11 protein-coding genes are annotated in these 13145 nt (G+C 74.5%); 8 read left to right on the forward strand and 3 right to left on the reverse strand.

Going from position 1 to position 13145, the window contains the following annotated elements; translation table 11 throughout:
• Nucleotides 1-12 precede the first annotated feature (12 nt).
• Nucleotides 13-2619, reverse strand: coding sequence for a hypothetical protein (locus ABZ809_RS05955; RefSeq protein ID WP_357561250.1), 2607 nt, complete (start codon nt 2617-2619; stop codon nt 13-15).
• Nucleotides 2620-2868: 249 nt separating this feature from the next.
• On the opposite strand from ABZ809_RS05955, the gene ABZ809_RS05960 reads away from it, so the two are divergent.
• Nucleotides 2869-3795: an S-4TM family putative pore-forming effector gene (locus tag ABZ809_RS05960; protein ID WP_357561251.1), complete on the forward strand. Its 927-nt coding sequence runs from the start codon at nt 2869-2871 to the stop codon at nt 3793-3795.
• Between the two features lie 143 nt (nt 3796-3938).
• On the opposite strand, the gene ABZ809_RS05965 is transcribed toward ABZ809_RS05960, so the two are convergent.
• Nucleotides 3939-4139 (reverse strand): hypothetical protein, encoded by a 201-nt coding sequence (locus ABZ809_RS05965; protein ID WP_357561252.1) that lies wholly within the window; start codon nt 4137-4139, stop codon nt 3939-3941.
• Nucleotides 4140-4367: 228 nt separating this feature from the next.
• On the opposite strand from ABZ809_RS05965, the gene ABZ809_RS05970 reads away from it, so the two are divergent.
• A complete protein-coding gene (locus ABZ809_RS05970; protein ID WP_357561253.1) occupies nt 4368-5273 on the forward strand; it encodes a hypothetical protein in 906 nt (301 codons plus the stop codon).
• 60 nt (nt 5274-5333) lie between these two features.
• Here the strand turns inward: ABZ809_RS05970 and ABZ809_RS05975 are convergent, their stop codons facing one another.
• Complete coding sequence (locus ABZ809_RS05975; RefSeq protein ID WP_357561254.1) at nt 5334-6233, reverse strand: cellulose binding domain-containing protein; 900 nt, start codon at nt 6231-6233, stop codon at nt 5334-5336.
• Between the two features lie 303 nt (nt 6234-6536).
• Here ABZ809_RS05975 and ABZ809_RS05980 point away from each other — a divergent pair, with 303 nt between their 5' ends.
• The 6 genes from ABZ809_RS05980 (at nt 6537) to ABZ809_RS06005 (ending at nt 13142) form a co-directional block, all read left to right on the forward strand.
• Entirely contained in the window at nt 6537-7211 is a 675-nt protein-coding gene (locus ABZ809_RS05980; protein ID WP_357561255.1) for a hypothetical protein, read from the forward strand.
• Between the two features lie 15 nt (nt 7212-7226).
• Nucleotides 7227-7487 carry a hypothetical protein gene (locus ABZ809_RS05985; protein ID WP_357561256.1) on the forward strand — a complete coding sequence of 87 codons (261 nt, stop codon included), beginning with the start codon at nt 7227-7229 and terminating at the stop codon, nt 7485-7487.
• Nucleotides 7484-7885 carry a hypothetical protein gene (locus ABZ809_RS05990; protein WP_357561257.1) on the forward strand — a complete coding sequence of 134 codons (402 nt, stop codon included), beginning with the start codon at nt 7484-7486 and terminating at the stop codon, nt 7883-7885. Before ABZ809_RS05985 ends, ABZ809_RS05990 begins: the two co-directional genes overlap by 4 nt.
• Nucleotides 7886-7956: 71 nt before the next feature.
• On the forward strand, nt 7957-11235 hold the full coding sequence (locus ABZ809_RS05995) for an AAA family ATPase (protein ID WP_357561258.1): 3279 nt from the start codon (nt 7957-7959) through the stop codon (nt 11233-11235).
• A 75-nt stretch (nt 11236-11310) separates the two neighbouring features.
• The gene (locus ABZ809_RS06000; protein WP_357561259.1) at nt 11311-11835 is read left to right on the forward strand and encodes a SigE family RNA polymerase sigma factor; all 525 of its coding nucleotides are present in this window, start codon (nt 11311-11313) and stop codon (nt 11833-11835) included.
• Nucleotides 11832-13142 (forward strand): hypothetical protein, encoded by a 1311-nt coding sequence (locus ABZ809_RS06005; protein WP_357561260.1) that lies wholly within the window; start codon nt 11832-11834, stop codon nt 13140-13142. The genes ABZ809_RS06000 and ABZ809_RS06005 overlap by 4 nt, the downstream gene beginning before the upstream one ends.
• The last annotated feature ends 3 nt before the right edge of the window (nt 13143-13145 follow it).

Here is a 13145-nt window from a genome sequence, read left to right on the forward strand (position 1 = left end):
GTGCGCCGCCGCTCAGCCGCAGCTCGGGCCGGAGAGCGTGTCGGTGCGACCCCGCTTGAGGAAGAGCTGGTGGCCCAGGACGGAGTTGTCCTGCACCCGGGTCGTCTCGTGGCTGAGCAGCTCGCCGCTGCCCGGGTCGACCAGCAGGGTCTCCCGGCGGCCCTCCCGGTCGTCGGCGCTGAACGCCAGCCCCGGCCGGTCGGCGCGGTCCCGGTAGGCGCCCCGTTCCTCGATGCCCGGCGTGTCGGCCAGCTGGTGCAGCAGCGCGGACCGTTCCGCCGGGCCGAGCGGGTGGTAGCGGTTCAGCCTCGCGATCTCCTGGAGGGTCCCGGCGGCACCGCGCCGCTCGGGGGCACCCATCTGCCGCGCGAGCTGGTCGCGCAGCTCCGCCGGGTCGGTCGACGGCCATGGCGGCACCTCGGTCAGGTCGCCCTCGCCGTAGGGGGTGGGCGGTGGGCTGCTCGGCGACGGTCGCCCCTCGGTGACCACGGTGACGGTCCGGCGGCCGGCCAGGCGGGAGTTCCACGTCAACCGCTCGTCACGGTAGCTGCGCAGGTCGGTGGTGCCGGACCCCTGGTTGTCAGGGGACCAGACCCGCAGGCAGACGAAGGCGTACGCCCCCTCGTCGCGCGGCTGCACCAGCCGGGCGACCGACTGCGCCAGGTCGGCCAACGGCTGCCGCGCGGACCCGTGCTCCTGGCCGTCGGGTGACTCCGGCGGGTTCTCCCCGGCGGGCGGGGCGGGTGGCTCCCGGCGGCTGAGCACCGACGAGGAGTGCGTGGTGATGGCCGGTACGGCCAGCCAGCCGAGCGCGACCAGCGCCCCGAGCAGGACGACGGCTCCCACCGCCCGCCCTGCCGTCCCCACCCGGTCCGCTGCCCTCACCCGGCTCGCCGTCCCCGCCCGGTCCGCTGTCGTCACCCCGTCCGCCGTCCCTACCCGGGCCGCCGTCGCTGTCGGGGCGGCCGGGAGGCTCTCGCCGCGAGGGGCGGGGCGGGATCGGGGCACGAACCGGCTGCGGGGCGCGACGAGATGGCGCGGTGCCGGCCGGCTGCGGAACAGCCGGGAGCCGCCGGACGCCGCCCGGGCGGGCGGGGCGGAGGCGTTGTCGCCGACGGGCCGGTGGTGGAACGCCGGCCGGTTTCCTCCCCGCTCGGGGAACAGCGTGCGGGTCGGTTCGGTGCCGAGCCGGGGTGCCGGGGCGGAGCCGGCGCCGTGCCAGGCGGCCGGTCCGGCCGCGGTCGGCGGCCCCACGGAAGGCGCGGCGCGCGGCGGCTGCCACGACATGTCCACCCGGGTGCCAACCACCTGCTCGCGGCCGGTGGGCTGGCCCGGCCGTCGTCCGGGCGGCTCGTGGCGGTACCGGTCGGCGTCGGGCGCCACGATCGTCGCCGGCTCGTTCCGGCCGCCCCTCCACCTCGACGTGGTGCCGGCCGGCGGCGGCTCGATGGGCGGGTGGAACTCGCGCCGGTACGCCTCCAGCGCCCACGCCGCCAGCACGAAACACCATCGTCGCGCGGCGGCCGGGACGTTGTCGTAGGTGCAGCAGGTCAGCGCCTGGCAGAGCAGCGAGAGCAGGTACTGGGCCCGCCACTCGGGAACCCAGTCGTCCCTGCGGGCGAACGCGTCGCCCACCTGGCGACCGGCCTCCACCAGATCGGCGAGCACCGGGGGCAGCCGTCGCGGGCGTTGGGGGGTGGTCGGGAAGATGAGGTGGCGGGTCAGGGCCTCCGCCTGGTCGGGTGGCAGGTCCGCGACGCGCCGCAGCACCGTGGTCAGCATCAGGGTGGCCAGGTCCCGGGTCAGCGGCGCGGTGTCGTCGAAGGTGTTGAGGTCCACCAGGCGGAAGTCGTCGGGCGTGAGGCGGCCCTCCGCGTCGCGGGGCACGAGGACGTTGCCGCCGTGCAGGTCGCCGTGGGAGTTGCCGTACAGGTAGTCGATCTCCTCGGTGTCGAACGGTGAACCCGGCTCGACCGTCTGGAGCGGATTGGGCAGCATCTGCTCGCCGGCCCACTCCAGCCAGGGCTCCTCGGCACCGGGCAGGCCGAGGTCGCGCGTCGCTTCGTGGACGGCGTCCAGCGCGTCGAGGGCGGCGAGTTCCCGCTGGACGTACTCGGCGACCGTGGCCTCGGCGGTCTGCCGCCCACCGCTGTTCCAGCCGTTGAGCATCCGGTCGTGCACGATGCGGATCACGGAGACGCTCTCCTCGTCGTCGAGGTCGTGCAGCGTCACCATGTCGTCCGCCCCGTTGGCGACCTCCTGGAACATCAGGTAGCGCCCGTCGGTCAGCGGATACGGGCGATAGGGCTGGCGGACGAGGTGACGCTCGGCGAAGGTGGGGCAGGACAGCAACGCCAACTCGTGCCGCGCGGGCTCCCGACGGGCGGCGCCCGCAGCCGGCAGCACCTTGACCAGCAGCTTCCGCCCGATCAGGCGCCCCGGGCCGCCGGGCACCTTCAGGATGATCGTGAACAGCAGCGCCGGCGTGTAGCCGCGGGCGCGTCGGGGCCGGCGGGGGCGCTGCACCGTGCCGCCCAGCAGCTCGGCCCAGTCCCGCAGCGCCGCCGCGACTGTCGCATCCGGCGCGTAGTTTTCGAGGTCGTCGAGACCGTCGCCCATGTCCGTCGTTGGACCTTCCACGAGGAGTGAAAGAAGGGGTTGGACGAGCGGGGTGGATCGTCCGAAAGGTGCGCTGGTGAGCGCGGAGGTCAAGTTACCTCAACTTTCGGGCGAACGGGGCACCAGTCTGCGTTCCATCATGTACTTACCCAAAGGTAACCGAAAGATCGCTTTCGGTAGCGATTGCCGTGCGGTGGGTGACATCTAGCGATCCGAATATAGAATCGGTCACCCGAGTGGGAGGCCGCGATGACGGAGTGCACTGATTCCCTGCTCAAGCGCCAGACTCGGCCCGAGATGATGGCCCTGCTCCGGGCGATGTCGGTCTGCCACACCAGGGCGCAGCGGCTGGACAACCTGCGTATGGGGCTCTCCGTAGCCCTCGGCGTGGCTGGGGCGGTGGTGGCCCTGACCGGCGTGTCGGCGGCCGCCGTCACCGCTGTCGGCGCGCTCTGGGCGCTGGTCAACGCGGTGGGTCTCGCCTCCTGGTCGCGTGGGCAGGTCCGGCGCGCGGCCGTCCTCCAGGAGATGTTCGACGTGCGTCTCTTCGGCCTGGAGTGGAACACCGTGGCGGTGGGTGATCGGCTCGGCGCCGAGGAGGTGAGCCGGCTGGAGCGGGCCTTCCCGGGCGACGAGCGGTATCTCCGTGACTACTACGAGATTCCGTCCCTGCCCCCGCCGTACGACGTGCTGGCCTGCCAGCAGCAGAACCTCGGCTGGGGCTCCCGGGTGCGCCGTCGCTACGCGTACGCGGTGCTGGCCGGTGTCGTGACGTGGACGGCCGCCGGCGTCGTGGTCGGGGTGGCGACCGGGCTCACGGTCGCCGATCTGCTGTCGCGGTGGTTCGTCCCGTCGCTGGGCGCGCTGCTCCTGGGCCTGGAGATCTATCGCGGGCAGCGGGACGTCGCCGCCGAGCGCGACCGAGCACTGGCCATCGTGCAGCGACACGTGGTCGCGGCGGCCTCCCGCGGCGACGAGGGCGCCACGGTCGACGGGTCGATGGTCCTCGCCCGACAGGTCCAGGACCTCATCTTCCACAGCCGGCTGGTGCAGGCGCGGGTGCCCGGCTGGTTCTTCCGGCGCTACCACCCGAGCGACCGCGTCGACTTCCAGGCCGCCATGGCCGGCCTGGTCGAGATCCTGGACACCCGCGACCGGGCCGCGAGAGCCGACTGACCCCGGCCGGCGCGGCGAGCGGGGCTCGGCGAGCTCCGTGAGCACCGCGTGCCGGGATCGTCGGCGGGACGGTCCCGGCACGGGTGGCTCGTCGCGGCCTGTGCGCTGGGCGGGGCCGCGACGAGCCCAGCACCCCCGGATGCCTAGAAGTCCGCGGCCACGGCCAGGTTGAACTGATCGATTGCCTCCTTCTTCTCCGGCGGGAGCGACTCGACGTCGATCCGGTCGGTCTCGCTCCTCCCGTCGTGGGTGTCGACACCGTTCTTGAGGTGTTCGACGATGGAGTCCGCCTCGTCGGTCGTGAAGCCTGCGTCGGTCAGGATGTGCAGCGGAAGATCACTCATGCCGGCCGCCGGTACCCGTCGTCGCCCGTCTTCACACGCCTTCGGGACCCCTTCCCGCATCGGTGGGGGGTGGCCGCTTTGACGATCGGTCGATTACTTGACGTAGTCAGTTTGGAGATAATGCCTGGTCGCTTGGCTACCTACCGTGAGCGTGTCAATCGCAACGCCTCGGCGCGACCCTCGATGTGTGCGGGCTGTCGCTGCCGGGGCGACAGGCAGGAGAGCCACATGTCAGCTCAGGCAACACCCCGCCGGCCCGGCCAGGGCGCGCTCAGGGTCGCCCTCGGGTTCGCCGTCGCGGCCGTGGTGGTCGTCCCGGCCGCCCCCGCGTCGGCTGCCGTTCCCGGCCTCGTCCGGATCTCCGCGGTGAGTGTCAGCAACTCCACCGACTTCCGCAGCGTCACTGCCACCTGCCCGGCCGGGAAGGTGCTCACCGGGACGGGCTACGAAGTCAACGGGGCGACCGGCGAGGCGGTGGTCGACGACCTCCGCCCCAACGGCGGTCCGGCCGCCGCGCCGACCGCCGTCACCGTCGGGGCGTACGAGGCGGAGGCGTTCGCGGGCAACTGGTCCGTCACCGCGTACGCGATCTGCGCCAACCCCGTCGCAGGACTGGTGCGGGTCGCGGCGACCAGCGCCAGCGACTCGAACGACTTCCGCAGCGTCACCGCCACCTGCCCGGCCGGGAAGGTGCTCACCGGGACGGGCTACGAGTTGAACGGCGTCACCGGCGAGGGCGTGGTCGACGACCTCCGCCCCAACGGCGGCCCGGCCGCCGCGCCGACGTCGGTCTTCGTGGGCGCGTACGAGGCGGAGGCGTTCGCCGGCAACTGGTCCGCGACGGCGTACGCGATCTGCGCCAACCCCCTCCCGGGTCTGGTGCGCAACTCCGCGGTGAGCGTCAGCAACTCCACCGACTTCCGCAGCGTCGTCGCGACCTGCCCGGCCGGGAAGGTGCTGACCGGCGCCGGCTACGAACTCAACGGCGTCACCGGGGAGGCCGTCGTCGACGACTTCCGCCCCAACGGCGGCCCGGCCGTCGCGCCGACCTCCGCCACCTCCGGCGCGTACGAGGAGGACGCGTTCGCCGGCAACTGGACCAATACCGCGTACGCCATCTGCGCGACGGCGTAGCGGGCCGGGCCGGCCGGTGGCGCCGCCCCGATCGGGGGGTCCACCGGCCGGCTCCACGGGTCAGGCGTACGTGTCGCCGAACTCGCGTACGCCGTCGACGTCGAGGGTGATCCGGCTGTTGTCGGTCCACTGGCCGGTCGCGGCGCGCCAGCTCAGGTCGTCGCGCTCGTCGATGTCGGTCCAGCCGTTCCGGTGGTGGCGGAGCTGGATCGGCCCGGACGACGCGCCGGGGGCGAGGATCCCGTCGGTGAAGGTCAGCTCCACCCAGCCGGGGATCGGCGTGCCCGGCAACGGGTACCGGGTCGGGGTGGGGGACGGGGCCGGCGTGGGCGGGCCGCCGGGCGGCAACGGCGGCGGGAAGTACGCGAGGTCGCGCCGGATCCGGTCGCAGCCCAGCGCCGCCCAGTCGCAGTTCAGCACGAGCGAGGTGTTGCCGCCCTCGAACACCAGGTGGTAGCGCACCCGCACGGTGGCGAGGTCGAGCGGCCCGGTGCCGGTGTTGGTGACCTGGAGAGCGTGCTGGATCTGGTTGTTCGTCGGCGACCAGTCGAGGTTGAGGTAACTGACCTTCGCCCGCCCGTAGGCGGTGCGGACCGGCGTGACCGCCGAGGGGTTCGAGTAGGCGTTGGGGGCGTACGCGCTGACGACGAGGCGGTAGTCGCTGCCCGGGGCCAGGTTGGTCAGGGTCAGGGTGGTGGCGGTCGTGCTGCCGAGGCCCCGGTAGACGTGCGGGCCGAGCTGCACCCGCACCTCGTACGTGATCGGGTCCTCGCCGGCCGGCTCGCCCACCCAGGTCGAGGGCGTCCAGGAGAGGGTGAGGCGGTGCGGCTCGTCGAGCACGACGACGGGGCTGCCGGGCGTGGTGAGGGCGGGGGTGTCGTCCGCCCGCGCGACGCCGACGGCGAGCATGCTCAGCGACGCGGCGACGGCGGCGACGGCGGTGATCCGACGGACACGCATGGTGTCGATGCTATGGCCGCCGATCCATGTTTATCAATCGTTAGGGCTCCGCCCGGAGCGCGGGCCCGGTTGCCGCCGGCTCGGGTGGTCCGGGTCGTGGTCCCACCGGTGGGGCGGCTCGACAGCGGCCGGAAGCGGACATTCGGCCCGTCTCCGCCGCAGGGTGACCGGCAGCACAGTGGCCGGAATCGCGCCGCCAGCAATCACCGGAATTGATGTCGGTCTACCGATAGAACGGCGGCCCAGATGATCTATATCGGTCGATAGCGTGTCGTGGCACAGGCCGTCCACGAAAGGCGGGCCATGAACGATTCCCATTCCCCACTGTCCCGGCGGCGGGTTCTGCTCGGTGCCGCTACTGCCTCGGCGGTCACGGTCACCGGGGTGACCGCCGCCCACGCCGCACCGGCCGGCGCGGCGTCGCCGACCCGGCACCTGGTCGCCCGGGACCGGATCGCCGCCGCCCGGCTGGTCGGCGGGCCGGCCCGTTTCCAGGCCGACTTCCACGAACGCCTCGACGCCTGGCTGGCCTTCTGGTCGGCCAACTCCCCCCACGCGTGGAGCGCACCCGTCGAGGTGGAGGGCGGGGTGAGCGGGAACGGCGACGTGTTCACCCTGCTCGCCATCCGGGTCGTCCGCGACGACCAACGGCGGGACGCCTTCGCCGCCGGGCGCTCGGACGCCGCGCACCTGGCCACCCTCGCCAGCCTGCACCACCACTTCCCGGCGGTCCGCGTCGAGGCCGGTGGCGCGTTGCGGGTGACCGACGGCCCCGCCGGTTGGACCGGCTCGGCCGAGCAGGTCGCGTTCGCGGTCACCGCCTGCCGCGAGCTGTGGGGGCTGCGCGACGCCGACGCGACGGACTGGCGGGAGCACCTCGGCCGGGCCGGGCGCGGGGCCGACCCGGTCTCCCGATCCGGCTGGGCGGCATTCACCAGGGCGGGTCTGCGGCGCGGGCTGCGGACCGATTCGTACTGACCACGGAGGTAGGACATGGCACGCAGCGAGTTCCGTTTCGTCGTCGACGGCGTCGACCTGACCACCGAACAACAGAGCCTCATCGCGAGTGAGATCCAGAAGGCGGGCCTCAACGCGCTCTCCACGGCCGGCAAGCGGCTGACCAACCCGCTCGCCGTCGGGCACGCCAACCTCAAGCTCCGCCCCGAGTGGTACGGCCTGTGGGTCATCGACGGCCCGTTCGCCGAGGAACTCGGCCACAAGATCAACGACCTCGGCTTCTGGTTGCAGCGGTGACGGAAGCCGTCCACCGGCCGGACCCGCCGGAGCGGATGTGCCCGAGTACCCCCGCGGCCAACGCCACGGTCTTCCTCGGCATGATCACTCCGGCGGGGCGGGTCGCCTACGTCACGCCGCCGCTCCCGGCCGAGGTCGCCCTGGCCCAGGCCGGCACGGACGCGCCGGTCGAGTCGCGGTACCGGCTCGCCGGCCCGTGCGTCACCGCGAGGTGCGGCTTCTGGACCGGCGAGCACTGCGGCCTCGGCGAGCGGCTGGCGGCGTCCTTCCAGGAGGCCGCCGGGCCGACCGAGGACGACCTGCCGCGCTGCGCGATCCGGCGCACCTGCCGGTGGTACGCCGAGCAGGGCCGGGCGGCCTGCGCCGCCTGCTCCCACGTGGTCACCGACGCCCGCTGACGGCGCCGGTACGGCGGCCCGGCACGTAATCGACTCGCGATGTCCCACCGTTCCGCTACCGTCTGGGCGTCATGGATCCGCGGTACGACGAGGCCGTCATCGGGCGGGAGCACCCCGCGGCCCTGCTGCGCGCCGAGATCGACCGGGTGACCGCCAGCCACGGCGGCCTCGTCCTCGTCGCCGGTGAGCCCGGCATCGGCAAGACGACGCTGGTCACGGCGGCGGCGGGCGAGGCCCGCCGCCGCGGCGCGCTGGTGCTCGGCGCCGCCTGCTGGGACTCCGACAGCGCGCCCGGCTACTGGCCCTGGGTCCAGGTGCTGCGTGGCCTCCGCCGCTCGCCCGACGACTGGGCGTTGGTCCGGGAGGCGGCCGAGCCGGGCCTCGCGGCCCTGCTGGGCGAGGCGGCCGGCGGCACCGGCGGTGCGCCCACCGGCCAGCCGACCGGCGACGACCGCGCGGATCAGGAGGAGTTCGCCCTCCACGACGCGGTGACCGCCACACTCGTCGCGGTGTCCCAGCGCCGGCCGGTCGTGGTCGTGCTCGACGACCTGCACTGGGCCGATCCCGCCTCGATGCGGCTGCTGCGGTTCGCCGCGCAGCACACCTGGTTCGAGCGGCTGCTGCTGATCGGCACCTACCGCGACGCCGAGGTCGAGTCGCCGGACCACCCGCTGCGCCGGCTGCTGATGCCGCTGGTGGCGAAGGCGACCACGCTCACCCTCAGCGGCCTGTCCCGCGACGAGGTGGCCGCGCTGATGACCCGCACGACCGGCCGGGCACCCGACGCCGGCCTCGCCGACGAGGTGCACCGCAGCACCGGCGGCAACCCGTTCTTCGTGGAGCAGACCGCCCGCATCTGGCACGCCGACGGTCGAGTGGGCACGATCCCGCCGGGCGTACGCGAGGCGGTGCGCCGCCGCCTCGACCAGCTGCCGGCGGCGGTGGTCGCGGCGCTCACCGCCGCCGCCGTGCTGGGTCGGGAGTTCCATCGCCAGGTCCTCGCGGCCGGCACGGGCGAGCCGGCGGCGCAGGTCGACCGGGTCCTCGACCGGGCGATCACCGCCCGACTCGTGGTGTCCCGATCCGGCGGCCGGTTCGCCTTCGTCCACGACCTCGTCCGGGAGACGCTCTACGACGCGCTGCCCGACGACGACCGGCGCGGCCGGCACGCCGCCGTCGTCCGGGCCGTCGAGCGCGATCCGGCGCTCGCCGAGCGGCTGATCCCCGCCGACCTGGCCCGGCACGCCCATCTCGCCGGTGCCCACCTCGATCCGTCCCGGGCCGTCGAGCTGCTGATCGCCGCCGCTCGGGACGCGGGCGGCCGGCTGGCCATGGACGAGTCGGTGATGCACTTCCGCCGGGCGCTGGAGGTCGCCGACGATCCGACCCGGCGCGTGAAGATCATGATCGAGCTGGGGCAACTGCTCTACCACGCGGGTGCGGGCGACGAGGGCCGAGGGCTGCTCGCGGAGGCCGCCGCGCTGGCCGTGGCGGTCGACGATCCGGTCGTGCTGGCCCGGGTCGCCCTCGTCGTCAACAGCCGCCACGTGGACGGCTCCGGTCGCGCCGCCGACCCCGAGGGCGTGCTGCGGGAGGCGTACCGGCGGCTGATCGGCGAATCCGCGGGCGCCGTCCCGGTCGGCACGCTCGTCGCCGACCTGATCGCCGCCACCGAGTCCCTCGCCCGGCGCGGCGACGACGCCGAGGCCCTCACCTTCAGCCTGTGGGCCCGCCACGACACCACCTGGGGGCTCGGCTCGGCCCGCGACCGGGCCGCGATCACCGCCGAGATCCGGGAGGTGGCGCGCCGCGGCGGAAACCGGGAGACCGCGCTCTGGGCGACCGCGCTGCGCTGGGTCGCGCTGGTGGAGCTGGGCGACCCCCGCTACCGCGACGAGCTGACGGCCTTTCTCACCGGCGCCCGCGAGGGCGACGCCCGGCACCGTGCCTCCGCCACCGTCGACGACGCCATCACCGCGGCGTTCCGCGGCGACTTCGCGCGCGCCGACGAACTGTTCGGCGAGCTGACCGGTTTCGGCGACTGGGGCAACTCCGACTTCGCCTTCATGCGCCACCACCTGCGCTGGTCGCGGCTGGCGTTGCAGGGCCGGTTCGACGAGGTCGACGCCCTGCTCGACGGGCTGACCCCGACCGACTACCCCCATCCGGAGCTGGTCCGGGGCATCACGGCGGTCGAGCGCGGCGACGTCGGGACGGCCGTCCGGCTGGCCGCCGGCATCGAGGCCGCCGGCACGACGTACCCGGGGGCGGTCTCGCCGCTGTGGCTGCGGCTGCGCGCCGGGGTCGCCGCCGCCAGCCGCGACCCCCGGCGCTGCGCCGAGGCCCGGGAGGCGCTTCGCCCGCACCGTGGGCAGTGGCTGTCCGCGCTGTTCGGCTGCGACCTCAGCGGCCCCGTCGACCACTGGCTGGCTCTCGTGGACGCCGCCCAGGAACGCTGGGACGACGCGGTGGCCGGATTCTCCGCCGCCCGCGATTCCGCCGACCGGCTGGGCGCCCGCCCGTGGTCGGTCCTCGCCCGCGAGGCGCTGGCCGACGCCCTGTCCGGGCGGGGCCGCCCCGGCGACGCGACGGCCGCCGCCACGTTGCGCGCGACCACCACGCGCGACGCTGCCGAACTCGGCATGAGCCAGGTGACCGCTCGCCTGGCCGACGCGTCGCCCACGTCACCCGACGTGTCGTCCGCCGACCTGCTGCGGGCCGGCACCCTGGCCTCCCGGCCGGATTCGGCGTCGGCCGTCACCGGCGGGCCGCACGGACCGCAGGCCGGGCAGCAACCGGCGCCGGCGCACGAGTTCCGCCGCGACGGCCCGGTCTGGCAGCTCGACTACGCCGGCGTGCTGGTGCACCTGCCCGACGCCAAGGGCCTGCGCGACCTGCACGTGCTGCTGAGCCGGCCGGGCGTCGACGTCCCGGCGGCGGAGCTGCTCGACCCGGCCGCCGGGCCCGAACTCGTCGCGGCCCGCCGGATGGGTGGCGACCCGGTCCTCGACGACGAGGCGAAGGCCCGCTACCGGCGGCACCTGGCGCGGCTCGACGACGAGATCGACCGGGCCGCCGAGCGGAGCGACGAGCGGCGGGTGGCCGTCCTCGACGCGGAGCGCGGCGCCCTGCTCGCCGAGCTGCGCGCCGCCGCGGGACTGGCCGGCCGCAGCCGCCGCCTCGGCGACGAGGCCGAGCGCGCCCGCAAGACGGTGACCGCCCGCATCCGCGACGTGCTGCGCAAACTCGACCAGCGCCACCCGGCGCTCGCCGCCCACCTGCGCGACACCGTCTCCACCGGCAGCACCTGCCGCTACCTGCCACCCGCGCCCGTGCCCTGGCGTCTCTAGAGCCGGGCCGACACGCGTCGGTAAACCTCGCGACCTCCCGTGGTGTCTTGCTGGGTGATGAGACCAGGAGGCCAGATGCGAGATTCGCATGGCGCGGAGTTCGACGACTTCGTCCGCACCCGGTCGGTGGCGCTGTTGCGGGTCGCCTACCTGCTGACGGGTGACCGGCACGCGGCCGAGGACCTGCTCCAGGAGGTGCTGGAGCAGGTGTACGTGCGCTGGCGGCGCGTCCGGACCTACCCGGAGGCGTACGCCCGGCGCGCCCTGGTCAACCGGTCGATCAACCGGTGGCGGCGGCGCGCCCGGCGGCCGGAGCGGGCGCTGGGTGACAACGACGGGGTCGCCCGGGACCACGCCGACGACATCGCGCTGCGCCAGGCGGTCGTCGCGGCGCTGCGTGTCCTGCCGCCCCGGCAGCGGGCCGCCGTCGTGCTCCGCTACCTGGAGGACCTGTCGGTCGCCGATGTCGCCGCCACGCTGCGCTGCTCCGAGGGCGCGGTGAAGAGCCACGCCTCGCGTGGGCTGGCCCGCCTCCGGGAGGCGCTGGCCGGATCGAGTCTCGTCGTCACCCTGCCGACCGACACCAGGAGTTCGCGATGACCATGGAAGAGAGCGACGTACGCACCGCCCTGCGTCGGGTGACCGACGACCTCACCGGCCCGCCGACCCTGCTCGACGACGTACGACGGGGTGGGCGTCGCCGGTTGCTGCGCCGCCGGGCCGTCCTGGCCGCCGTGTGCGCCGTCGTGGTGGCGGTGCCTGTGGGAGGCGCGCTGCACCTGTCGGGCGACGGGGCCGCAGTCGAGGTCGCCTCGCCGTTGTTCGACGGGCCCACCCGCGGCGACCTGGCCGGCGACGAGGCGTATCTGCGGCGGGTCCGTGAGGCGTGGCGGCAGCGGGCGAGGCAACTCGGGGGCGGCTTCAGGGGCGATCCGCACGTGGTCTGGGCGGGAGACACGCCGGCCGGGCCCGCCGCCTACGTCGCCCAGCGGACCGCCGACAACGCGGTCGTGTCCTGGCCGGACGGCGCACGCGAGATCGGCAAGGCCGCGTTCGTCGAGCCCACCGCCGCCGGGCCCCGGGTCATGACGACCGAGACCCTCGTCGACACTGGTACGGACGGCCACTCCCAGGCAGCGCTGCTCGGGCCGGCACGCGACGTGCTGGTCGTGCTCGACGCCGGGCAGCCGGTGGAGTTCTCGCCGACGTTCTGGTACACGGCCGACGGCCGGATCGAGCGCACCTTCCAGCGGGTGGAGTTCCGGGACGGGGCGGCCGTCCTGCCCGTGCCGGCGCAGCGCGACAGGCTGACGGTGGCCCTGGCTCGGACGCCGGTCAGCAGGGCGAACGTCGTCCACATCGCCAACGCGATGAACATCCTCTCCGACGGCGGGAGGGGCAGCACGTCGCCGCGACAGCTCACCCACACGTTGCCCGGCGCGGAGGGGATCTGGGGCGCCGAGCCGGCCGCACAGGTTGGCGCGATCGACCACGAAACGGGCCCGCTCGCCGCCTACTTCGACTCCGTCGGCGTCCACCGGGCGGGGGAGTCCCCCCAGTTGACCGTCTACGGGGCCACCCCCGACGGCCGAATGCTGCTGCTCAAGACGATCCAGTACGACGACGATCCCGCCCGTGCGGTCGCCCTGCTCGCTCGCGGCTACGCGCCCTTCGAGGCGGTGGCCAGCGGCTTCGTCGACCGGGCGGCGCCGCTGCCGGTGCGGCTGCGGCTGCCCGACGGGCAGGGGGTTCTCGTCGCCGCCGAAGGTGCGACGCTCGGTTACCGGATCGGCGCCGGGCGATGGCACGACGCCGGGCGGGACGCGGCGCTGCTCCCGGCCGCCGCCACCGAGGTGCGGGTGACCGCCGCCGGCGGCGCGGCCACCAGGGTCCCGGTCGTCCCCTGACCC

Origin of the sequence: Micromonospora sp. NPDC047074, from assembly GCF_040643815.1 — a bacterium.
In the GTDB taxonomy this organism is placed as follows: Bacteria; Actinomycetota; Actinomycetes; order Mycobacteriales; family Micromonosporaceae; genus Micromonospora.